This window comes from Brevundimonas sp. UBA5713, from assembly GCF_002419815.1.
Classification (GTDB): Bacteria; Pseudomonadota; Alphaproteobacteria; order Caulobacterales; family Caulobacteraceae; genus Brevundimonas.
This window is the reverse complement of the sequence record NZ_DIGV01000044.1, coordinates 16,591-38,407: the sequence shown is the minus strand read 5'-3', so window position 1 is coordinate 38,407 and position 21,817 is coordinate 16,591. Positions and strand designations below refer to the sequence as shown.

At 62.7% G+C, this 21,817-nt stretch carries 27 protein-coding genes; 11 read left to right on the top strand and 16 right to left on the bottom strand.

Annotated features, from left to right (window positions below):
- Window positions 1–2: 2 nt before the first annotated feature.
- Complete coding sequence (locus B3B04_RS11355; RefSeq protein ID WP_292043076.1) at window positions 3–725, bottom strand: RlmE family RNA methyltransferase; 723 nt, start codon at window positions 723–725, stop codon at window positions 3–5.
- Between the two features lie 72 nt (window positions 726–797).
- Between B3B04_RS11355 and B3B04_RS11350 the strand changes: the two genes are divergently transcribed.
- Entirely contained in the window at window positions 798–1,259 is a 462-nt protein-coding gene (locus B3B04_RS11350; protein ID WP_292043074.1) for a peptidylprolyl isomerase, read from the top strand.
- A gap of 27 nt (window positions 1,260–1,286) precedes the next feature.
- Here the strand turns inward: B3B04_RS11350 and B3B04_RS11345 are convergent, their stop codons facing one another.
- Together B3B04_RS11345 and B3B04_RS11340 are read right to left on the bottom strand one after the other, a co-directional pair.
- Complete coding sequence (locus B3B04_RS11345) at window positions 1,287–1,805, bottom strand: hypothetical protein (protein WP_292043070.1); 519 nt, start codon at window positions 1,803–1,805, stop codon at window positions 1,287–1,289.
- Window positions 1,806–1,835: 30 nt separating this feature from the next.
- Window positions 1,836–2,789: a M20/M25/M40 family metallo-hydrolase gene (locus tag B3B04_RS11340; RefSeq protein ID WP_292043069.1), complete on the bottom strand. Its 954-nt coding sequence runs from the start codon at window positions 2,787–2,789 to the stop codon at window positions 1,836–1,838.
- A 138-nt stretch (window positions 2,790–2,927) separates the two neighbouring features.
- On the opposite strand from B3B04_RS11340, the gene ligA reads away from it, so the two are divergent.
- From ligA to B3B04_RS11325, 3 genes are all read left to right on the top strand, one after another.
- Window positions 2,928–5,258: an NAD-dependent DNA ligase LigA gene (gene ligA / locus B3B04_RS11335; protein ID WP_292043067.1), complete on the top strand. Its 2,331-nt coding sequence runs from the start codon at window positions 2,928–2,930 to the stop codon at window positions 5,256–5,258.
- An 18-nt stretch (window positions 5,259–5,276) separates the two neighbouring features.
- Window positions 5,277–6,161: an exonuclease domain-containing protein gene (locus tag B3B04_RS11330; RefSeq protein ID WP_292043065.1), complete on the top strand. Its 885-nt coding sequence runs from the start codon at window positions 5,277–5,279 to the stop codon at window positions 6,159–6,161.
- Between the two features lie 125 nt (window positions 6,162–6,286).
- Window positions 6,287–6,709, top strand: coding sequence for a DUF2147 domain-containing protein (locus B3B04_RS11325; RefSeq protein WP_292043064.1), 423 nt, complete (start codon window positions 6,287–6,289; stop codon window positions 6,707–6,709).
- A 63-nt stretch (window positions 6,710–6,772) separates the two neighbouring features.
- On the opposite strand, the gene B3B04_RS11320 is transcribed toward B3B04_RS11325, so the two are convergent.
- From B3B04_RS11320 to B3B04_RS11305, 4 genes are all read right to left on the bottom strand, one after another.
- Window positions 6,773–7,462 (bottom strand): LrgB family protein, encoded by a 690-nt coding sequence (locus B3B04_RS11320; protein ID WP_292043062.1) that lies wholly within the window; start codon window positions 7,460–7,462, stop codon window positions 6,773–6,775.
- On the bottom strand, window positions 7,459–7,836 hold the full coding sequence (locus tag B3B04_RS11315; RefSeq protein WP_292043060.1) for a CidA/LrgA family protein: 378 nt from the start codon (window positions 7,834–7,836) through the stop codon (window positions 7,459–7,461). The genes B3B04_RS11320 and B3B04_RS11315 overlap by 4 nt, the downstream gene beginning before the upstream one ends.
- A 3-nt stretch (window positions 7,837–7,839) precedes the next feature.
- A complete protein-coding gene (locus B3B04_RS11310; protein WP_292043058.1) occupies window positions 7,840–9,663 on the bottom strand; it encodes an aminopeptidase P family protein in 1,824 nt (607 codons plus the stop codon).
- A 96-nt stretch (window positions 9,664–9,759) separates the two neighbouring features.
- Window positions 9,760–10,629, bottom strand: coding sequence for a 50S ribosomal protein L11 methyltransferase (locus B3B04_RS11305; protein WP_292043056.1), 870 nt, complete (start codon window positions 10,627–10,629; stop codon window positions 9,760–9,762).
- 87 nt (window positions 10,630–10,716) lie between these two features.
- Here B3B04_RS11305 and B3B04_RS11300 point away from each other — a divergent pair, with 87 nt between their 5' ends.
- Entirely contained in the window at window positions 10,717–11,451 is a 735-nt protein-coding gene (locus tag B3B04_RS11300) for a hypothetical protein (RefSeq protein ID WP_292043055.1), read from the top strand.
- A gap of 67 nt (window positions 11,452–11,518) precedes the next feature.
- On the opposite strand, the gene B3B04_RS11295 is transcribed toward B3B04_RS11300, so the two are convergent.
- The 4 genes from B3B04_RS11295 to B3B04_RS11280 all read right to left on the bottom strand — a co-directional run bounded on the left by B3B04_RS11295 (window position 11,519) and on the right by B3B04_RS11280 (window position 13,370).
- On the bottom strand, window positions 11,519–11,725 hold the full coding sequence (locus B3B04_RS11295) for a DUF3126 family protein (protein ID WP_292043053.1): 207 nt from the start codon (window positions 11,723–11,725) through the stop codon (window positions 11,519–11,521).
- Window positions 11,726–11,825: 100 nt separating this feature from the next.
- Window positions 11,826–12,662, bottom strand: a complete 837-nt coding sequence (gene cysE / locus B3B04_RS11290; protein WP_292043051.1) for a serine O-acetyltransferase — start codon at window positions 12,660–12,662, stop codon at window positions 11,826–11,828.
- 26 nt (window positions 12,663–12,688) lie between these two features.
- Window positions 12,689–12,850, bottom strand: coding sequence for a hypothetical protein (locus B3B04_RS11285; protein ID WP_292043050.1), 162 nt, complete (start codon window positions 12,848–12,850; stop codon window positions 12,689–12,691).
- A gap of 58 nt (window positions 12,851–12,908) precedes the next feature.
- Complete coding sequence (locus B3B04_RS11280) at window positions 12,909–13,370, bottom strand: NUDIX domain-containing protein (RefSeq protein WP_292043049.1); 462 nt, start codon at window positions 13,368–13,370, stop codon at window positions 12,909–12,911.
- A 21-nt stretch (window positions 13,371–13,391) separates the two neighbouring features.
- Between B3B04_RS11280 and B3B04_RS11275 the strand changes: the two genes are divergently transcribed.
- Window positions 13,392–13,991 carry a nitroreductase family protein gene (locus tag B3B04_RS11275; protein ID WP_292043047.1) on the top strand — a complete coding sequence of 200 codons (600 nt, stop codon included), beginning with the start codon at window positions 13,392–13,394 and terminating at the stop codon, window positions 13,989–13,991.
- Window positions 13,992–14,012: 21 nt separating this feature from the next.
- On the opposite strand, the gene B3B04_RS11270 is transcribed toward B3B04_RS11275, so the two are convergent.
- On the bottom strand, window positions 14,013–14,885 hold the full coding sequence (locus B3B04_RS11270; protein WP_292043046.1) for a DUF817 domain-containing protein: 873 nt from the start codon (window positions 14,883–14,885) through the stop codon (window positions 14,013–14,015).
- A gap of 112 nt (window positions 14,886–14,997) precedes the next feature.
- Here B3B04_RS11270 and B3B04_RS11265 point away from each other — a divergent pair, with 112 nt between their 5' ends.
- Window positions 14,998–15,462 carry a hypothetical protein gene (locus B3B04_RS11265; RefSeq protein ID WP_292043044.1) on the top strand — a complete coding sequence of 155 codons (465 nt, stop codon included), beginning with the start codon at window positions 14,998–15,000 and terminating at the stop codon, window positions 15,460–15,462.
- Between the two features lie 50 nt (window positions 15,463–15,512).
- Here B3B04_RS11265 and B3B04_RS11260 read toward each other — a convergent pair whose 3' ends face one another.
- From B3B04_RS11260 to queF, 3 genes are all read right to left on the bottom strand, one after another.
- A complete protein-coding gene (locus B3B04_RS11260) occupies window positions 15,513–15,842 on the bottom strand; it encodes a hypothetical protein (RefSeq protein ID WP_292043041.1) in 330 nt (109 codons plus the stop codon).
- A gap of 108 nt (window positions 15,843–15,950) precedes the next feature.
- On the bottom strand, window positions 15,951–17,030 hold the full coding sequence (rsgA, locus tag B3B04_RS11255; RefSeq protein WP_292043038.1) for a ribosome small subunit-dependent GTPase A: 1,080 nt from the start codon (window positions 17,028–17,030) through the stop codon (window positions 15,951–15,953).
- Window positions 17,031–17,067: 37 nt separating this feature from the next.
- Window positions 17,068–17,529, bottom strand: coding sequence for a preQ(1) synthase (queF, locus tag B3B04_RS11250; protein ID WP_292043037.1), 462 nt, complete (start codon window positions 17,527–17,529; stop codon window positions 17,068–17,070).
- A gap of 268 nt (window positions 17,530–17,797) precedes the next feature.
- On the opposite strand from queF, the gene B3B04_RS11245 reads away from it, so the two are divergent.
- The 4 genes from B3B04_RS11245 (at window position 17,798) to B3B04_RS11230 (ending at window position 20,289) form a co-directional block, all read left to right on the top strand.
- A complete protein-coding gene (locus B3B04_RS11245) occupies window positions 17,798–18,724 on the top strand; it encodes an NAD(P)H-dependent flavin oxidoreductase (protein ID WP_292043036.1) in 927 nt (308 codons plus the stop codon).
- Between the two features lie 37 nt (window positions 18,725–18,761).
- Window positions 18,762–19,454, top strand: coding sequence for a TorF family putative porin (locus B3B04_RS11240; RefSeq protein WP_292043034.1), 693 nt, complete (start codon window positions 18,762–18,764; stop codon window positions 19,452–19,454).
- A 134-nt stretch (window positions 19,455–19,588) separates the two neighbouring features.
- Entirely contained in the window at window positions 19,589–19,945 is a 357-nt protein-coding gene (locus B3B04_RS11235) for a hypothetical protein (protein WP_292043033.1), read from the top strand.
- Between the two features lie 140 nt (window positions 19,946–20,085).
- A complete protein-coding gene (locus B3B04_RS11230; RefSeq protein WP_292043031.1) occupies window positions 20,086–20,289 on the top strand; it encodes a hypothetical protein in 204 nt (67 codons plus the stop codon).
- 49 nt (window positions 20,290–20,338) lie between these two features.
- Here B3B04_RS11230 and B3B04_RS11225 read toward each other — a convergent pair whose 3' ends face one another.
- Window positions 20,339–21,589, bottom strand: a complete 1,251-nt coding sequence (locus B3B04_RS11225; RefSeq protein WP_292043029.1) for a mechanosensitive ion channel family protein — start codon at window positions 21,587–21,589, stop codon at window positions 20,339–20,341.
- Window positions 21,590–21,817 lie beyond the last annotated feature (228 nt).

The window sequence follows — 21,817 nt, the reverse complement described above, 5'->3', positions numbered from 1 at the left end:
CCCTATTTTTTGTTGAGCGCCACCAGAAACACTTCGGCGCTGTCCTTGCGGCTCGATTCCGGTTTGAAATACTTCACCGTTTCGAACTCTTCGCGCAGGCGCGTCAGCACGCCGCCGGCATCTCCGCCCTGAAAATTCTTCGAAACGAAATTACCACCGGGTTTGAGCGTCCGGATGGCAAAATCGGCGGCAATCTCGATCAGGGCGATGATCTTCAGGTGGTCCGTCTTGCGGTGTCCGATGGTGTTATGCGCCATGTCGGACAGCACCAGATCAGGGCGACCGCCCAGAGCGTCGATCAGCTGCTGGTCCACGCCGGGGTGCGTAAAGTCGGCCTGAATCAGATGCGCGCCGGGGATCGGCTCGATCATCAACAGGTCCACGCCCGCCACTTCGGAAGCGCCACGGTCGAGGCACACCTGCACCCAGCCGCCCGGCGCGGCACCCAGATCGATGACGCGGCTGCCCTTCTTGATCAGGTTGAAGCGGTCGTCGATCTCGATCAGCTTGAACGCGGCGCGGCTGCGCCAGCCCTCGGCGCGCGCACGGTCCGACCACGGATCAGCCAGCTGGCGCTTGATCCAGGATTGCGACGACGGCGTCTTGTCCTTGGCCGTCTTGATTTTCTTGCCCTGACTGCGCCCTGCGGCGGTCCCTCCCGTCGGTAAACGCACCATACGACGGCGTTCGACGGGCTTATCAGCAGGCTTTTCGTTCTCACTCATGCGTCTTTCATAGCGGTCCGCGCGTTCTACCGCTATGACCCCCGCATATTTAGCTGTGCCAAGGAGCGCCAAATGGCCGAAACCCTGACCTTCTTCATCGACACCGGCGACAACCAAGAACGCCCCGTCGTCATCAAGCTGCGCTCGGACCTCGCGCCGAACCACGTCAAGCAGATCACCGATCTGGCTTCGGAAGGCTTCTATGACGGTGTGGTCTTCCACCGCGTTATCGCTGGCTTCATGGCTCAGGGCGGCGACCCGACGGGCACCGGCACCTCGGGTTCGAGCAAGCCGAACCTGAAGCAGGAATTCAACGACGAGCCGCACGTGCGCGGCACCTGCTCCATGGCCCGCACCATGGACCCGAACAGCGCCAACTCGCAGTTCTTTATCTGCTTTGACGACGCCCGCTTCCTGGACCGCCAGTACACCGTGTGGGGCAATGTCACCGAAGGTATGGACGTGATCGACGCCCTGCCGAAGGGCGAGCCGCCGCGCGCTCCGGGCAAGATTGTCCGCGCCGAAGTCGCCTAAGCGATCAGGTCGGAAACGGGAGGCTTCTCAGCCTCCCGTTTTCAATTTCAGCTCTGTATTTTCGAAAATTTGGGTGCCGATTTTGAGCTGGCCTTTTAGCGCGGCCGCTTCGCCCTGACCGTCCAGCGCGCCGTCAAAACGCACTTCGCCCAGACCGCCCGATACGGCTTCGATAACCACCTTGTCGTCGCGCAGATCGAACGCCGCCGAAATCAGCGTCAGGGTTCTTGGCTGCCCTGTCTCGGCGTTGATGTCCTGACGATCTTCGAACACCAGCTTCACCGGAGCTGCACTGGCCGCGCGGCCCGTCGCATCCCATGCCGCAAATGCGTCTGCATGCCCTAGACTGACTTGCTTGAGCCGCCAGTTCCGCAGCGCATAGTCGCTGGCGGGTACATACACACCCGCTACGTCTTGGCTGACTTCGAAAACGTAGCGCTCGGCCTGTGTCGCCTGTTGAGCATCAGATTCTCGCGGTGCAGCCTGCTGGCCGCACCCCGAAAGCGACAGAGCCACAAGCCCTGCCGCCGCGATCATCCATTTCATTTCCCGCCCCCCCTCACGGCAAGAAATCGCTTAGCGGCTCAGGCCCGCATCCAGTCGACGGAAGCCCTCGATGGCCAGTTCGGTGGCCGACTGGAAGGCTGCCGGATTGACGCGCTCATAGTCGTCCGACGGCTTGTGATAATCCTCGTGGAAGTTCACCCCGAAATACAGGAAGGCCACGCCCGCGCGGTGGAAGGCACCGTGGTCCGAGGCGAACACCCAGTTGTCCGAACCGGTATCTTCCGGACGGTCCTTGCCGAAGGCCAGACGAATGCTGCCGTTGGCCGGAATCTGGTCCAGCAGCGGGCGGAACTCGGGGTGTTGATAGGTGCCCGTCACCCACAGGAAGTTGTCGACATCAGCACGGGCGGTCATGTCGAAATTGATGTTCATCACCATAGAGGACAGCGGCACCGGCGGTGCTTCGACGAACTCCTTCGCCCCCAGCAGGCCGCGCTCCTCGCCATCCAGCGCCACGATCAGCACGCTGTGTTCCGGCGGGCTGTCCTTGAGGCGTTTGGCCAGTTCCAGCATGGTCGCCACACCCGAGGCATTGTCGTCGGCACCGTTATAGACGTGGCCATCGCGCACGCCGACGTGGTCATAGTGGGCGGTCACGACGATGTATTTGTCCGACACGCGGGTGCCGGGGATCAGACCCAGAATATTGACGCCATTGAAGGTCTTGGGCCCGTCCGGCGAGCGGCCTTGCGCCTCCCACGGCTGCAGGCGGCCCATGGACGATGCGGCAATACCCATCGCTTCCAGACGATCCACGATATATTGGCGCGCCTTGGCCCCGCCTTCCTGACCCGTGTCGCGGCCCTGCATGTCATCGGCGGACAGAATGCGCAGGTCAGCCATCAGCTGGGTGTAATCGGCGCTGGCAGCGGCTGTCTCGACAGGTGCCTGAGCCGGCGTGGTTTCACACGCGGCGAGGCCGAGGATGGCAGCGATGGTCAGGCTGGCAGACAGCAGGCGCATAGATCAGGCTCCGGAAAGAATGTCGATGCGCAGCCTAGTCAGGCTTTGGCCGTTGTCCAGAAGAGCTTTCTGCCATTCCAGCGCCCGATTGAATGCTAAGACAGGCCGCTGCCACTGCCTGCAAACGAACGATTCCCCATGGCCTCTCTTTTTGATCCCCTGCCCGTCGCATCGATGAACGAGGAACAGGCCCGCGCCGAGTTGCGCCGCCTGACCGAAGAGCTGGCCGCCCATGACGCCGCCTACTACCAGAACGACGCCCCCAAGATCTCTGATGGCGAGTACGACGCGCTGAAGGCCCGTGCGCTGGAGATCGAGGCCAAATATCCGTCACTGACCAATATCGACAGCCCGTCGCAAAAGGTCGGTGCCCCCGTCTCCGAACAGTTTGCCGAGGTGCGCCACGGCGTGCCCATGCTGTCGCTGGACAATGCCTTTGACGACGGCGACGTGCGCGACTTTGTAAACCGCGTCTACCGTTTCCTGAACCTGCCGCACAGCGAGCCTTTGGGCTTTGTGGCCGAGCCCAAAATCGACGGACTGTCGGCCTCTCTGCGCTATGAAAACGGTGTGCTGGTGCGCGGAGCCACACGCGGCGATGGCAAGACCGGCGAAGACGTCACGGCCAACCTGAAGACCATTGCCGATATTCCTCAGCAGCTGTCGGGCAGCGGCTGGCCTGCCGTCATCGAAATCCGTGGCGAGGTGTATTCCCCCACCGAAGCCTTCGACGCCTTCAACAAAAACGCCGCGCAACTGGGCGGGCGCACCTATGCCAATCCGCGCAATTTTGCCGCCGGATCGCTGCGTCAGAAGAACCCCAAGATCACGGCCCAGCGCCCGCTGACCTTCTTTGCCTATGCGTGGGGCGAGGTGTCGGAGCCCTTTACCGAGACCCAACACGGCGCGCTGGAAAAATTCCGCGAGTGGGGTTTCAAGGTCAACGACCGCTCGGCCCGCGTGGACAGCGCCCAAGGGCTGATCGACTTGTACAATACGCTGGGCGAAGACCGCGCTACGCTGGGCTATGACATCGACGGCATCGTCTACAAGGTGGATCGCCTCGACCTGCAGGAACGCCTCGGCTTCATCGCCCGCAGCCCCCGCTGGGCCATTGCGCACAAATTCCCCGCCCAGCAGGCCACCACTGTGCTTGAGGGCATCGACATTCAGGTGGGCCGCACCGGCAGCCTGACGCCGGTTGCCCGTCTGCATCCGGTGACGGTCGGCGGTGTGGTGGTGCGCAACGCCACCTTGCACAACGAAGACGAGATCGAGCGTCTGGATGTACGCATCGGCGATACCGTCACCCTACAGCGCGCGGGCGATGTGATCCCGCAAATCCTAGGCGTGGTGCTGGAAAAGCGCCCGGCCGACGCCGTGCCCTATATCTTCCCGACGACCTGCCCCGTCTGTGGCTCGGAGGCCGTGCGTGAAGGCGACGAGGTGAAGCGCCGCTGCACCGGCGGCCTTGTCTGTGACGCCCAGATCGTCGAGCGCCTGAAGCATTTCGTGGGCCGTCGCGCCTTCGACATCGAAGGTCTGGGCGAGAAACAGTTGATCGCCTTCCACGAACGCGGCTGGATCAAACAGCCCGCCGACATCTTCCGTCTGGCCAGAGACGAGGACAAGCTGTCGGCCCTGCGCCGCGAGGACGGTTACGGCGACACCAGCGTCAACAATCTGATTGCGGGCATCGACGCGCGCCGTACCATCAGCCTCGACCGCTTCCTGTTCGGTCTGGGTATTCCGGAAATCGGCGAGCAGACCTCTCTGGTTCTGGCGCGCCATTTCGGATCGTGGGCCGCACTCAAGGCCGCCGCCATCGACGCTGCCAAGGTTGTGCCATCCGAAGCGTGGTACGAGCTGTCGGCCACCCATGCCGTGTCGCCGCGCGTGGTTGCCCAACTGGCCAGCACCGAAGTGCCCGCCACCGCACCGTGGCCGGATGGCACGCTGGACGTGAACCTGAAGCAGGTGTTTGCCGGCATGGCCGCCCCTGCCCGTCGCGGCTTGTCTGAAAAGGCCGGGGACTGGGCCGGGGTGGTTGAACTGGCCCGCATTGCCCGCGAGGAAGGCCCCGGCGAGATTTTCAGCGCCATTGCAGGCGTGTCGGGCGTGGGTCCCGTGGCGGCTGCCGCCTTGGCCCACTTCTTCCGCGAGCCGCACAATCTGGAGGTCGTCGAGGCGCTGGAAAACGAGCTGACAGCCATCACCGATATGGAGCAGGCCCGCTCTGACACCCCCGTCGCGGGCAAGACCGTGGTCTTCACAGGATCGCTCGAACGCTTCACCCGCGACGAGGCGAAAGCCCGCGCTGAAAGCCTTGGTGCAAAAGTCTCGGGTTCCGTTTCCAAAAAAACCGATTATTTGGTCGCTGGTCCCGGTGCAGGCTCCAAACTCAAGGATGCCGAAAAGCATGGGGTTCAGGTTCTGACCGAGGACGAATGGCTCGCCCTCATCGGGTAGAGGTCCTTTTCGCGAACCATGCGTGCCGTCGCTATCGATTTCGAAACCGCCAACGAGCGGAGAGCCAGCGCCTGCTCCATCGGACTAGCGTGGATCGAGGATGGCCGCGTTACCGACCGCGAGGTGCATCTGATCCGCCCGCCCGAGATGCGGTTTGCGCCGGTCAATATCCGCATTCACGGCATTACGCCCGATATGGTGGAAGACGCGCCGGAGTTCCCCGAGGTTCTGGCGTCGTTACGCCAGCGGATCGGCACCTGCGACATGGTGCTGGCCCATAACGCGGGCTTTGACATGAGCGTGGTGCGCGCCAGCTGCGACACCTATGACTTGTCCTATCCCGAGTTCGACTATCTGTGCACGGTCAAGGTCGCCCAGCGCGTCTGGTCCGATCTGGGCACCCACCGGCTGAACGCTTTGGGCGACCATCTGGGCATCGCCTTTCGCCACCACGATGCGGGCGAGGATGCCTATGTTTGCGCCGAGGTGGCGCTGGAAGCCATGCGCTTGCGTGAGGTCACCAGCATGCATGATCTGGCCAGGAACACGCAGGTTGCCGTGGGCCGCATGAGCACGGCCGGTTATTCGGCCTGTTCCGGGCCTCGTCCCCCGCGTCCGCGCGGTAAATCCTTTACCGACCGCTTTCAGCCCGTGCCCGGCCTGATGCCGTCCATGAAGGGCAAGCGGGTGGTGTTCTCGGGCCAGCTCAGCCGCTTTACCCGCGCCGAGGCCCAGATGCTGGCCGAGCGTTTCGGGGCGCGCGTCACCGCCTCGGTCACCGCCAAAACCGAGTGGGTCATCGTGGGCCACGGGGCCGGATCCAAGCTGGATCGTGCACGTCAGCTCAACCTGAAATTGTTGTCGGAAGACGACTTCATGGACCTGATCACCACAAAATCTTGACCTAAGGTCCGGTTTTAAAAACAGAAAACGTCATAATTTTTGGTCTTGTTTATAACGAAATCCGGTCGCAACCTGTAGGCAACGGATCCATCTCCCCGTGATCCGGCCAATGGGAAGTACGCACCATGAAGACCACGATTTTCGCCGCCGCGGCTTTGGCCGTTTCCGCATTTGCAGCACCGGCTCTGGCGGGTGATCCGACCGGCCTGTGGCAAACCCCGACCAATGGCGGTCAGGTCCGCATCGAACGCTGCGGCAGCGCCCTGTGCGGCACGCTCGTCACCTCTGCCCAGATCCGCGCCAATCCGGATCAACGCGACATTCGCAACAAGGACGAAAGCCAGCGCACCCGCACCCTGCGCGGCCTTCGCATGCTGTCGGGCTTTACGGGCGGTCCGACCGAATGGCGCGGTGGCTCGGTCTATAACCCCGAGGATGGTGGCACCTATCGCGGCACCATCACCATGACCAATGACAACACCCTGCGTCTGCGCGGCTGCATTGTCGCCCCGCTGTGCAAGACCCAGACCTGGACCCGCGTGCAGTAAGCCACGCCAAGGCCCCGAAATGAAAAGCCCCCGCAGGACCACTGCGGGGGCTTTTTTGATGGCTCAGATCAGGGCTGCAAAGATCGACAACAGTACGGTCGTCATCACGGCGTTCAAGGCCATCCCCAAACCGGCATAGGCCCCTGCCACCTTGCTGACCTGAAAGGCGCGGGCCGAGCCGACGCCGTGAGCCGACACCCCGACAGCAAAGCCCCGCACGCGATAGTCCTTCATCCGCATCAGGTTCAGCAGCGGCGTCGCGATCATCGCCCCCAACACTCCGGAAAAGACGATAATCACCGCCGCCAGCGCCGGAATGCCGCCCAGCGTTTCCGCAACGGCCATGCCGACGGGCGAAGTCGCGGCGCGAGGGGCCATACTCGCCAGCACGGCCTCGGGCGCACCAAAGGCCCAAACGATCCCGACCGCCGAGACAATGGCCGTTAGTGATCCGGCCATAAGAGCCAGTCCTACGGGTAGCGCTAGCCTGCGGATCGTCGCGCGCTGCGCCCAGATAGGCACGGCCATACAGACCACTGCCGGACCCAGCAGGAATGTGATGAAGCGCGTTGCATCGGCATAGACGGCGTAGGGCGTGCGCGTGGCCCACAATGCGGCCATCAGCACCGGCACCGACCACAGGACGGGGTGGAGCAAGGGTGGCCGGCCAAACCGCTTTGACACACGGTCAAATCCGGCAAACACCAACAAGGTTGCAGCCATCCATAGTAAGGTCACGAAGGCGTTGCTCACGGCACCCTGCCCTCCTCGGTCCCATCCTCGTCCGGTTTGAAAAGGCGGATAGCCCAAGTGAAGACCAGCGCGGTCACAACGATGGTCAGCACGGTGGAAACCACCGTCGCCAGAACAATAGCCAGCCCGTGCGCCTTGAGGACTTCGCCTTCCTGCATCACTCCGACGGCGGCAGGAACGAACAGAATGGCCATATGCGTCGTCAGCCAGCCCGTCACCGATTCCAGCGACGGTCGCTCACGACGCACCAGCGCCAGCCAGGCCAGTAGCAGCCCCATGCCGATCACTGCCCCCGGTATCGGCACGCCGAGGAACCGGTGGGCAGCCTCACCCGCCAGTTGGCAGGCCAGCAAAAGGGCTATGGCAGAAAGCATGGATTACAGCGGACGCGTCTGCTCTTTCAGCCAGGCCAGAGCCGCCTCATCCTTCTGGACGCCATCGGCCAGCAATGGCCCGACCTTGGCCAGCACCTCGGCGTGATAGTCGTCGACATACTGGCGCTCCTGCGGGGTTAGCAGGTTCGCGTCGATCAGTTTGCGATCCAGCGGGGCAAGCGTGAGTTGCTCGAAGCCATGCATCGGGCGCTCGCCGCCTTCCGGCACCGACGGCGCGGTGACGACTTGCAGGGTTTCGATACGGATGCCCCACGTACCTTCGCGGTAATAGCCCGGCTCGTTCGACAGGATCATGCCCGTCAGCAGAGGCTGGGTGGTGCCCCAGTTGGCGATACGCTGAGGGCCTTCGTGGACACCGAGGTAGGAGCCGACGCCGTGGCCGGTGCCGTGATCATAGTCGAATCCGGCGTTCCACAGGTGCTGGCGGGCGATGGCATCGAGGTGCATGCCCGAGACGCCCGCAGGGAAGCGGATGGTCGCCATGGCGATGTGGCCCTTGAGGACCAGCGTGAACATACGGCGCTGTTCATCGGTGCCCTCGCCGATGGCCATGGTACGGGTCACGTCCGTGGTGCCGTCCAGATACTGGCCGCCGCCGTCCACCAACAGCAGGCTGCCCTGCTCCATCTTGCGGATGGTCGAGCCGACCGGTTTGTAGTGCGGCAGGGCACCGTTGGCGGCCACGCCCGCGATGGTGTCGAACGACAGGTCTTTCAGTTCGCCCGTGGCCTCGCGGAAACGCTCCAGTGCCTCGACCACTTCGCGTTCGTCCGGCAGTTCCTCCTGAGCCACCGTATCGACCCAGTGAAGGAAGCGCGTCAGAGCCGCACCGTCGCGGATATGGGCACGGCGGCTGCCCTCTATCTCGACTTCGTTCTTGCAAGCGCGCGGAATGGCGCACGGGTCCATGGCGCGGACAATCTTGGCACCTGCACCGTGAAGCTGTTCGAAATACCAGGCCGAGGAAATGGCCGGATCGATCATCACCTTCTGGCCCGACAGCTTGGCCAGTGCGCCTTCGAGAGCTTCCGGTGCTTCCAGAACCACAGAATCGCCCAGCCATGCGGGCAGCTCATTAGTGACCTTGGCCGGATCGAGGAAGATGCTGGCCGAACCGTCTGCACGAACAATCGCCTGCCCCAAAGGCAACGGGGTGCGGATCACGTCACCGCCACGGATGTTGAACAACCACGCCAGAGACGACGGTGCGGTCAGGACAGCTACGTCTGCGCCCTTGTCTGCAATTGCCTCACCGATGCGGGCGCGCTTGGAGGCGGCACTTTCACCAGCGTATTCTTCGGGATGCGGAACGACCGGAGCCTGAGGCTGGCTCGGGCGGTCGCTCCACGCCAGATCAATGGGATTTCCCTCAACGGCCTTTAGCGAACCGCCAGCCTTTTCGACGGCGGCGCGAATGGCGTCCAGCGCATCGGGGCTGTGCAGGCGCGGGTCATAGCCGATGACCTGACCGGCCTTGAGGTTTTCGGACAACCACTTGTTTTGTTCGCCCAGCGGAACGCGCGAGAACAATGCGTCGTCGGTCTGGGCCTTCACCTGAACCGTGTAGCGGCCATCGACGAAAACAGCGGCCTTGTCGGCAAACACCACGCCCGCACCGGCCGAACCGGTGAAGCCCGTCACCCATGCCAGACGCTCGTTGGCATCGGGCAAGTATTCGTTCTGGTGCTCGTCTTCGTGCGGCACCAACAGGCCATCAAGGCCCTGTTTCGCCATTTCGGCCCGCACTAGCGGCAGGTGCTTTGCGCCAAACGAAGGATCGGTGGTTTCGTCGAAATGCTGTCTCATGCCTCCTGACTACGCCTGAGGAACCGCGTATTCCAGAGGCAGACGACGCAAAACCGCCAATAAAAAACGGGGGCCGAAGCCCCCGCTCTCAAGGTCTTAGGCCTTGCGCAGTTGCAGGGCGGACCAGGCGTCGTTGTGGATGGTCTGTTCGACGACAAAACCCAACGGACGATAGGCGTCGAGGATACGTTCCTCCTGCGTCTTCAACAGGCCGGACAGAATCGCCACGCCACCCTTCTTCAGCGACTGGGCAATCTCGGGGGCCAGTTCGACCAGCGGTGCCGCCAGAATATTGGCGAACACCAGATCATACGGCATGTGCTGGGCGACGCGGGCGTCGTTCAGACCGCTGGCAAAATAGAACTCGCATTTGGCGTCGTTGATCTCGGCATTCTCATTGGCGATGCGGGCGGAGGCTTCGTCAATGTCGGTGCCGACGGCAATCGGGGTACCGGTCTTGGCCGCTGCAATGGCCAGCACGCCGGTGCCACAGCCCACGTCCAGAACCTTCTCGAAGGTCTCGCCCTTGTCCAGAAGAACGTCGAAGGCCTGGAGGCAGCCGACGGTCGTGCCGTGGTGGCCGGTGCCGAAGGCTGCGCCCGCGTCGATCTTCAGCGTCACGCGGCCCTCGGGCACCTTGCCCTGATCGTGTGCGCCATAGACGAAGAAGCGCCCCGCCTTGACCGGCGGCAGGCCCGACAAACTCATGGCCAGCCAGTCGGCATCGGCCAGCTTCTCGACGATGACTTCCAGACCGTCGATGGCGCGCAAATGGGCCTCGATGCCCTTGGCTTCCTCGTCAGTGGTCGGGAAGGCGTCGATGCGCCAGATGCCCTTGTCCTCGTCTTCCTCGAGAATGGAATAGGTCGCGCCTTCCAGCAGGACGTCGGCATCGATCGCAGACGCGCCAGCCTCGGCCGGAGCACGCAAACCGCGAGCAATCACTTGAAGAGCAGATTCCGACATTTCCAAAAATCACCGATATGATAACAGAGAGAGGACACACACGTAGGCGGGTCGTTCCGCCGCGACCAATCAGGGGGTTGGGAATACATGGCCAAGGCACCAACGGAATCCAAGTCCGCCGCACCCAAAGCGGCCGCAAGCGCTTCCAAACCCAAAGCCGCGACGAAGTCGAAGGCTTCTGCCGCAAAACCGGCTGCAGATGAAGCAAAAACCGCCAAAGCGCCGGCCAAGACCACCAAAGCCGCAGCCAAACCGGCCGTAACCGCTGCGGCCACCACTGCTGCCAAACCCGCGGCCGCCAAGACCGCGTCTGCATCGAAGGCGGCAGCACCGAAAGCGGCCGAGGCCAAGCCCGCGACGGCCATGCCGCCCGCTGCCGCAAAGACAACCACCGCCAAAGCCGCCGCTGCAAAAACCACCTCGGCCAAGCCGGCGGCCACCAAGGCTCCGGCGGCAAAGGCCACCGCCGCCAAACCGGCTGCCGCCAAGACCGGCTCCAAGAGCACCACGTCTAAGAGCGTCACCTCCAAGAGTACGGGCGCCAAGCCGGCCGGTACCCGCAAGACCCCGACCCGCGCCGCTGGCAGCAAGTCCAAGACCGAAGACGCCGTCGTCGCACCCGTCGCCAAGCCGACCGCAGCCTCTGCTCCGGTGCGGGCCACGTCCACTGCAGCCAAGCCCAAGCCCGCCATCAAGGCCGACACCATCGACACCATCCCCGATGCCCCCGAGGTGCGTCCGCAGGTCGAGCCCAGCCCGCCACCTGCACCCGAGAAGAAGCCGGGCTTGTTCGAGCGACTGCGGGGCGTCTTCAAACGCTAAGCCCCAAAGACAAAGGGCCGGTGGCAAAACCACCGGCCCTTTTTGTATGTCGAAGCCCGAGAGGGGATCAGCCTTCCAGATCTTCCGACAGGATGGCCATTTCGAACATGAAGGAGCCAGCCTCGTCTTCGTCTTCGAAGACCACGCCGATGAACTCGTCATCGACATAGACTTCGGCAGAGTCGGCAACCTTGCGGGCCTTCACCTTGATACCACCGTGGTTGAAGGTGCGCTTCAGGTGGGTCTCGACGCGCTTGAGATCGGATTCTTTCACGGGGATGGCCTCGTTCTACGTGTTAGCGGCGGACCCTAGAGAAGCCGCCCGCGAATGAAAAGCCCGCAGCGCATGCGTCCACAGGCATGTCTGGGCGTGATCAGATCACGAAATCATACACAATGTCGGCCAAGGTGTGGTCCATGGTCCGCGCAGGGGTGGCGTCGGTCGGGCAGTTGACGATGCGCGCCGGAACGCCCGCCGCCGTGCAGCCTGCCGGTACAGGCTTCAGCACCACCGAGCCCGAGGCAATCTTGGCATAGTCACCAATCTCGATATTGCCCAGCACCTTGGCACCGGCCCCCAGCAGCACGCCTTTGCCGATCTTGGGGTGACGGTCGCCGCGCTCGGCCCCCGTACCGCCCAGCGTCACCGCGTGCAGCATGGACACCTCGTCACCCACTACAGCCGTCTCGCCGATCACGATGCCGGTGCCATGGTCGATAAAGACGCTCTTGCCGATGCGGGCGGCGGGGTGGATGTCCAGTTGGAACAGTTCGGAAATCCGGCTCTGGAAGTGAAAGGCCAGGGTGTCACGCCCCTGTTCCCACAGCCAGTGCGCCACGCGCCAGCCTTGCAGCGCCTGAAACCCTTTGAAGTACAGGAACGGCTGCAACAGATTGCGGATCGCCGGATCACGCTCCTGCACCGCGATCAGATCGGCCTCGGCGGCAGCCACAATCGAGGGGTCCGCCTGATAGGCCGATAGAGCCACTTCGCGCACCGTCATCGCCCCCAGTTCGGCATCACCCAGTTTGCGGGCGATCTGGAAACTCAGCGCACCGCCAAGATCATCGTGCGACAGGATCACTGCATTCAACTGGGAAGCCAGTTGCGGCTCCTCGCGCGCAGCCGCCTCCGCGGCGTCCCGAAGGGTCGCCCAAAGGTCGTTGTCGCGGGCGTTCCCCGAACCTGAAATCACTTCCAGCTTGGCCATGATGTTTCCTGTGCTTGGCCCCTATCTTACCTGCCCAGCATGGCCTGCGCCAGTTCGCGCGGCAGAACATAAGCTTCCGCCCCACCTTGGTCGAGGCTGAGCCGCGCCAGATGATAGGCGCGGTAAGCCGTCGCGACAGTCAAACTGTCGCGCACCGCGCCGCGTTCGATCTCGGCCAGCAGGTCCATAAAAGGCACCCGCGCCTCGGCGAACACCTCGGTCGGATCAGGCTCGCGCTCCAGTTCGCTAAAGCCCCCACGCCAGCCAACAGATGGCGCGCTCGTCAGTGACTGAGTTGGACAGGTCCATATCCAGCACCTGTGCCCAGTGCTCGGCCTTAAGGCCCGCTTCTTCGCGCAGTTCGCGCTGGATGGCTTCAAACGGGTCCTCGTCCATAGGCGCGCCGCCCTCCGGCATTTCCCAGCTGTAGCGCATCAAAGCAAAGCGGTGCTGCCCCACCAGAGTGACCGTACCGTCCCCATGCAGCGGCAGCACGCCCGTGCCGACATTCTTGGGGCGCACCACCCAATAATCCGCGTCCTGTCCGGTAGGCGCTGTGACGGGATGACGGGTGACCCTCAGCCACGGATTTTCGATCAGGGTTTCCTCGCCGTGACTCTGCCCCTGCGGCTGTTCAGGCAGGTCCGCGGCCCATGCCGGATCAATCTGTCGGATAATCTTCATCCCGCCGATATGGCGTTTCTGCACCGGAAATCCTAGCTAGGTGTCATGACCGAAGATGTATCACGCGCCCTGCCCCTGCCCGTCCGTTCCGAAGAGCTGTTGCAGCGCCTGAACACGCGCCGCTCGGCACCCGCCCAGAACCTTACCGCCCCCGCGCCCCAAGGCGACGACCTGCAAACCCTGCTGTCGCTGGCCCTGCGATCGCCCGACCACGGCAAGCTGGCCCCGTGGCGGCTGGTGGTGCTGGGTCCGCAAACCCGCGCCGATCTGGTGCAAAAGCTGACGGCCATGACCGGGCGCCTGCCCGATCCGGTCAAGGGCAAGGCCGTGCTGGGCAAGTTGGCCAATCCGCCACTCACGGTGCTGGTCGTAAGCAGCCCGATCCAGGGCCATAAGGTGCCGGTCTGGGAACAGGAACTGTCCGCCGGTGCCGTGTGCATGAACCTTGAACACGCCGCCAATGCGCTGGGCTATAGCGCCAGCTGGATTACCGACTGGTACAGCTTTGATGCCGAGGCGCTGGCCCTGTTCGGCGTGAAGGACGGCGAAAAGGTTGCGGGCTTCATCCACATTGGAACCCTGCCCGAAGGTCCGCTGGAGCGGCCCCGCCCCCTAGTGTCCGAGCGGGTCGAAATCCTGCCGTGAAGACTGAAAACGCCCGTCGCCTCAGCGGCGGGCATTTTCATTGGCGCGCGCCTGATCTTCCGGCACAGGTTTGTGCACCAGCGACACCAGCACCACCGATACAATCATCAGCAGAAACCAGCTGCCGAACTTGGCCCATGACACCATCTGCCAGCCCGCCGCCTGATCGGGATAGGTCCACGCACGGCCAAAGGTGGCGAGATTCTCGGCAATCCAGATGAACAGCGCCACCAGAAAATAGCCCAGCAACAGCGGCATGGAACGGCGCTTGCGGTCGGTCTTGAACCAGAACCAGCCCCGTCCGAAAACCAGCGCCGTGGCGATAAACAGGCCGATCCGCACATCCGGCAGCCAGTGATGGGCAAAGAAGTTCACATAGATGGCCGCCGCCAGCAGATAGGTCTGCCACATGGGCGGATAGTGCCGCACTCCGATGTGGAACACACGCTGGACGCGGGCGATATAACTGCCCACCGCCGCATACATAAAGCCCGAAAACAGGGGCACAGCCCCGATCCGCAGCAGGCTGTCCTCGGGATAGATCCATGAGCCGTGATAGGTCTTGAACAGCTCCATGACCGTGCCCGCGATATGGAACAGGAAGATGACCTTGGCCTCTTCCCACGTCTCCAGCTTGAACAGCAGCATCAGGGCTTGAATGGCCACCGCTCCGACCACCAGAAAATCATAGCGGCTGACCACACTGCCCGACGGCCAAAACAGATAGGTGCCGATTATCAGCGCCAGAAGCGCACCGCCAAACAGGCAGGCCCACGCCTGTTTCAGCCCGAACCACAGGAACTCGAACGCGACCCCGCGCCACGGTGAACGGTCTGCCCAGATTTCCGCTCCCGCCAGCAAGCGTCGGCCATAGGTTTCGAGAGGCAGGATCATCGCAAAGTCTTAGCCTGTGGAGTCGCGCCAACCATGTGACCGTTTTTGGTCTCGGGCTAGGAAAATCGTCGCCCTAAACGACCGGTCCGCGCTTCCACGCGTTGTCCCTCACATGACCCATCAAGGCCTTTTACCGTCCGTCCTGATCGGTGCTGTCGCCAGCGCCCGTTCCATGACCCCTATGGCGGCTATCGCCAGTGCCCGACTGGCGGGCGCTAAAATCCCGGGCAAGCTGTGGCTGCTGGAACATCCGCTTTTCAAGTTTGGGGCCTTGGCCATGGGCGCAGGTGAACTGTACGGCGACAAGATGAAGACAGCGCCGGACCGCACCGTATTTCTGGGTCTGCTGGCGCGGGTGATGAGTGCCGGGATCGCCGGTGCGGCACTGGCACCGCGCAACAAGGCCCATCAGGGGGCGACCGTCGCCATCGCCACGGCCGTGCCGCTGGCCTATGGCACGCTGGCCGCGCGCAAACAGGGTATCAAGAAAATCGGCCAGACCCGCAGCGGCCTGATCGAGGACGCCCTGATCGTGGCCGCAGGGGCCGCCATTGTGACGTGGGCGGTGCGTCGCTGATACAAAAATGGCGATGGAAGCGTTTGGCCTCCATCGCCGGATTTCGGGACTTAGGCGTCTTCGCCTTCATCCGCGTCTTCCGCTGCGTATTCGGCGGCGCTGACATATTCCGGACCTTCAGCATCCAACACCCACAGGCCGACAAATGCGGCGTGTTCGGGGGTCAGCTCTTCTTCGATCAGGTCGCCTTCGTACACAGCGACACTGCTGTAATCGAAGTCCAGCTGAAGCTGATCGGCCATATCGACCATCTCTTCGGCCATGCGGCGCGAATAGCCGATGACCTCGGATTCGTTGGCAAATGCGTCGGTCAGAGAGTTGACCTCGGCCTCCTCCTGGCCCTGAACAGCGCTGGCGGAGACGATTGTGTAGACGGTCATGGGAGATCTCTTTTCGACTATGAACCTTCTTCTAGCCCGTTCGCGAGCCGACAGGTCATAAATCTGCGGAATATTCGCGTGATCGGAATTGACCGGCCGTGAGACCGGTCAGTCCTTGATGCCGCGATAGTTGCGCTTGGTCGCGCGATAGGTCTTCTGGGACTGGGCCAGACGGCGCTTTTCCACGTCGCGTGCGGCGCGATCGATCTTGTCCTTGGCCTCGGCCATCTCCAATCGCAACTGTACGAAATGGGTCCAGCGCTCTTCGCTGAGCTTGCCTGATTTGATCGCGCCCTGCACCGCACAGCCCGGCTCACGCGTGTGCGAGCAATTGCTGAATTTGCACTGGGTCATCAGTTCTTCGACATCGTCAAAGACTTCCGCCACGCCCTCTTCATTATCGAGCAGGCCAACCTCGCGGATGCCCGGCGTGTCGATCAGCATGCCGCCGGACGGCAGCACGATCAGTTCCCGGTGGCTGGTGGTATGGCGACCCTGATCGTCGGTTTCGCGCACTTCGCGCGTGACCATACGGTCTTCGCTAAGCAGCGTATTGATCAGGGTGGACTTGCCCACCCCCGATGATCCGATCAGCACGCAGGTCTGGCCTGCCTGAACATGGGAAATGAAATCATCCAGCCCCGCCCCTGTTCGAGCGGATACCGTGACCACGGCGATGCCGCTGTCCAGCGCCTTGATCTCGGCGATCCTGTCCTCGGCATCCTCGACCAGATCGGCCTTGGTCAGCACCACCACCGGACGCGCCCCGCTCTGGCGGACAGCCGCCAGATAACGCTGCACCCGACGCGGGTTCATGTCGGCATTCAGCGAGGTGACGATGAAGGCGACATCGACATTGGCGGCGATGATCTGCGTCGCGCGCGAAGCATCCTCGATAGCGCGGCGCACCAAGGCGGACTTGCGCGGCAGGATAGCCTGAACCGTGCCGATGCCGGCCTGTTCGTCCATCAGCAGCGCCACCCAGTCCCCTACACACGGCTGGCCGATATCGTCGGCCTCGTGCAGCAGGCGACCAGTCGGGCGGGCCGTGACCTGACCTTCATCGGTCACAACCGTATAGCTGCCCCGCTGTTGCAGGATCAGGCGACCGGCAATGAAGCCTGACGGCTCATATTTATCTTTGAAAACGTCCGCGAAATGATCGGTCCAGCCGTACTGTTCGATCATCGGCTCACGCTCCACATCCGATCAGCGCCGACGCGCATCAGCCGCGCCCGCGATAGGTCGGCACGCCCTGCTCCGGAATCCAGACGCCTTCCGGTGCCGGGCCCGACTGCCAGAAGACGTCGATCGGGATACCACCGCGCGGATACCAGTAACCACCGATGCGCAGCCACTTCGGTTGCAGCAAATCATTGATGCGACGGCCGATCGACACGGTGCAGTCCTCGTGGAAGGCACCGTGGTTGCGGAAGGACGTCAGATAAAGCTTCAGTGACTTGCTCTCGACCAGCCAGTCTCCCGGCACATAGTCGATCACCAGATGCGCAAAGTCCGGCTGACCCGTCACAGGGCACAGGCTGGTGAACTCCGGCGCAGTAAAGCGGGCCACATACAGGGTGTCATTGTGCGGATTGGGCACCCGCTCCAGCACGGCCTCTTCGGGATTGGTCGGTGCCGCAATCTGCGTACCGAGCTGCGACAGGCCGTCTGTATAGTGCGACATGGGATACCGTTGATTGATTTACGCCTTGCGCTCAACCAGCGAACATAGCCGGTCTGGAACGCATTGATGTTTCAGGTCCACATAAGATGAGAAGCTTCTCGGTTCAAATCATAGCCGTGGTCGAGATCATTTTAGCGGCGATTTCGGCCCTTCGCTTCTGAGGCCATTCCACATCGATGCGCAGATGCTATCGAATAGCGACCAGATGCCTTCACCTGACCGCAAACCATGTTATCCGTAGCGAAACAAAACGCACCGGAGGATACCCATGGCCATTCCCGCCTCGCTGCAGAAAGGGCTGAAGCTGCCCGTGATCTCGTCGCCGATGTTTCTGGTTTCAGGGCCGGATCTGGTCGTCGAGGCATGCAACAGCGGGGTCATCGGCACCTTCCCGTCGCTGAACCAGCGCACGACCGAGGGCTATCGGGAGTGGCTGCACGAGATCAAATCGCGCCTGACGCCCGACGCGGCCGCCTATGGCGTGAACCTGATTGTGCACCACACCAACGACCGGCTCATGGAGGACCTTAAGGTCACGGTCGAGGAGCAGGTGCCGCTGGTCATCACCTCGCTGGGGGCTGTGGCCGATGTGGTGAAGGCTATTCAGGCCTATGGCGGCAAGGTGTTCCACGACATCGCCACGGTCCGCCACGCCAGAAAGGCGGCCGAGGCCGGCGTTGACGGCCTGATCTTGGTGGCAGGCGGTGCGGGCGGCCATGCGGGGATCATCAACCCGTTCGCCCTGATCAATGAGGTGCGCAGCTTTTATGACGGCACCATCATTCTGGCGGGCAGCCTCTCCACCGGACGCGACGTGGCCGCGGCCATCATGATGGGGGCGGACTTTGCCTATATGGGCACCCGCTTCATCAATACGACCGAGGCGCTGGCCGAGCCGGAATACCAGCAGATGATCATCGACAGCGGCGCGACCGACATTGTGCATACCCCTGCCGTCTCGGGCATTCCCGCCAATTTCATGGTCAAATCGCTTCAGGCCAACGGCATCGACCCCAAGTCCCTGCCCGACCACAAGGTCGATCTGGGCAATGAGGCACGGGCGTGGAAAACCGTCTGGTCGGCGGGTCATGGCGTCGGTGCCATCGACAACGTGCTGCCTACAGCACAGCTAGTTAGGCAGCTCACAGATGAATTTTTATCAGCTTGTTCGGATTTTGACACAAAACGCCGTTAAGCGAGCGTGATCCCGTCAAGACGCTTAGCGAGCCCCCATGCGCCTGAAGAATATCTGCCTGACCTCAGCCCTGACGGCTGCTGCTCTCCTTACCCTTCCGATGGCGGCTCAGGCCCAATCCTCATGGGAAGTATCGGCGGGCGTCACCACCGATAACCGCTCCAAGGATGCGTCCAAGTCAGACGGCAAGCCATCGGTCTGGGGCGAGGCCTTGTGGAACAGCGCCGACGGCATGTTCTACGCTGGCCCCGCCTTTGAAACCATCAAGAGCAATGGCTCTGACGTCGAAGTGGGGATCGGCGGCGGCGTGCGCCCGCAATGGGCCGGTTTCGATTTTGACCTGAACGCCACCCACAAATGGCGTCTGGATTCCAATCCGGGCGTCGACGATGACGCGTGGGAGTTCACCGCTGACATGAAGCGCTCCATCGGTCCGGCCAGCGGTCGCCTGCGCGTCCAGCACTCGCCGGACGGTGCCGGTTCGGTCAAGCAGTGGACGTGGGTTTCGGCCCGTGCGGGCTGGGACTTCACCGACCGCCTGAACGCCAGCGCCGAACTCGGCTACCGCGACCAGACCAATTCGGTCAGCTACACCGGTTATAATATCGGTGTCTCCTACATGCTGACGCCGAAACTGGAACTGGACGTGCGCTACCACGGTACCGACGCCCAGAGCCAAGGCAAACAGTATGAAGACGCTGTCGTCGCCGGTCTGGCCTACGCCTTCTAAAACCTCGGCTCGACGATCCGGGTTTCGCAAAAAGGGAGCGTTCGCGCTCCCTTTTTTACGTATTTACAACAGCTTGTGCGCCACAAGCTAAGCCATTACCCCGCCGCCTCCCTTCTGGACGCAGTGGAGTATTCATGCGTTTCCCTACCCCCTTCGCGATCTCTGCGGCGCTGGCCGTCTCCCTGCTGGCCGGCGCATCGGCCACGGCGGCTTCTGCTCAGTCAGGCTCGTGGAAAGCCCACATGGGCGCGGGCACCGATAACCGGGCGCGTGACATCTCCAAATCCGATGGCGAGGCCATGGTCTGGGGCCGCGCCCTGTGGCACAGCGAAGGCGGCGCGATCTACGCCGGTCCGGCCTTCGAGACACTGAACATGCGGTTCGGAACTGGGCTATGGCGTCATGATCGGTGCCCGCCCGAGCTTTGCTGGCTTCGACTTCGACCTGCAGTCCAGCTACAAGACATTGCTCGACGCCGACACCGGCTTTGACGATGGCACGTTCGAGTTCAAGGCCGACGCCATGCGCGCCATAGGTCCTGTAAAGACCCGCCTGCGCGCTGAATATTCGCCCGACGGTCTGGGCGGTACCGAGGAATGGTCCTGGGGTCTCGGCCCAGATCGCCTATCCCTTGGGCCGCAGCCTGACCGCCTCGGTCGAGGTCGGCTATCGCGATCAGGAAAACAACATTGATTACACCGGCTACAACGCTGGTGTGACCTATGCCGTGACCCCGAAGATGGGTCTGGACGTGCGCTGGCACGGCACGGACGCCAACATTCCGGGTGAACAGCATAACGACCGCTTTGTCGCCAGTGTGACCTACGGCTTCTAGGCCAAGGCACCGCGCACATGGAAAAGGGGGCCGCGACTGGCCCCCTTTTTTATTGCGCCTTGGTGCCCTGCCCCAAGGCTTTCATCAGTTCCGACACATCCGCTCCTGTCGGCTGCTGGGCCAGTCTGAGGCCGAACTCCGGCAAGATGGCCAGCAGGTGATCGAAGATGTCCGACTGGATCGCTTCATAGTCGTTCCACGCCACCGTATTGGTGAAGCAGTAGATCTCCATGGGCAGGCCCTGCGGGGTCGGCTCCAACTGTCGCACCAACTGGGTCATGCCCTGGTTCAGGCGCGTATGGGTGCGCAGATAGTGCTGCACATAGGCGCGGAAAGTGCCCAGATTGGTGGCGCGTCGCGTGTTGATTGGGTCACGACCGCTCTCGACCAACTGCTTGTTCCACGCATCCAGTTCGGCTGATTTGGAAGCCAGATAGTCGTCGATCAGCATGATGCGGCGCATGTTATTGCGCTCCTCATCGGTCAGGAAACGCACGCTGGTCTGATCAATCAAAAGGCTGCGCTTGATGCGGCGCCCACCGCTCTCCTGCATACCGCGCCAGTTTTTGTAGGACTCATTGATCAACCGCCACGTCGGAATGGTGGTGATGGTCTTGTCCCAGTTCTGCACCTTGACGGTGTGCAGGGCGATGTCGATCACGTCGCCGTCGGCATTGAGCTGCGGCATTTCCACCCAGTCGCCGACGCGGATCAGGTCGTTGGACGTGATCTGCACGCTGGCGACCAGCGACAGCAGGGTGTCCTGGAAGATCAGCATCAGCACCGCGGCCATGGCACCCAGACCGGAGAGCAGGATCAGCGGCGAGCGGTCGATCAGCGTGGCGATGATCAGGATCGTCGCGATGGCATAGACGACGATCTTCACCACCTGCAGGTAGCCCTTGATCGGGTGCAGGCGCGCATCCGGACGGCGCTGGTAGATCAGGTTGATGATGTCCAGCACCGCGCCCAGGGCCAGTGCGATGGTCAGCACGATGAAGCCGCCGCAGACGTTGCGCACCACGGTCACGGCGCCTTCCGGCAGGCCTGGGACGGTCGTGACGCCGATCGACAGCACCAGTGCCGGGACGATGTTCGACAGCCGCTTGATGACGCCGAAGTCCTGCAGCTTGTTCTCGCGGGTGTGCTGCAACAGGTGGTACAGGCCGCGGACGAGGATGCGCTTGACGATCCAGTTGGACAGCCAGGCGGCGAAGATCAGCGTGGCGCTGGCGAGCAGCGTCTGCAGTTCGGGGTGGGCTCTTAGCCAGTCCAGCCAGCCGGCCAGGTCGTCGGACATGGGGTTCTCCATCACATAAGGTCGGGCGCGACCTCAGCAACGCACGGTGGTCGCGGCCCGTCGGTTCGCAGCGTCCGGCTCAGCGGATGAACTCGCGGCTGATGCTCTTGAACAGCTCGGTGCCGGCGCGTTCCATCCACTCGAAGGCGACCATCTCCCGCGAGACGATCTGCGCACCGGCCTGGCGCATGCGTTCCAGGGCCAGGGCCTTGTCGCTGGCGCGGCGTG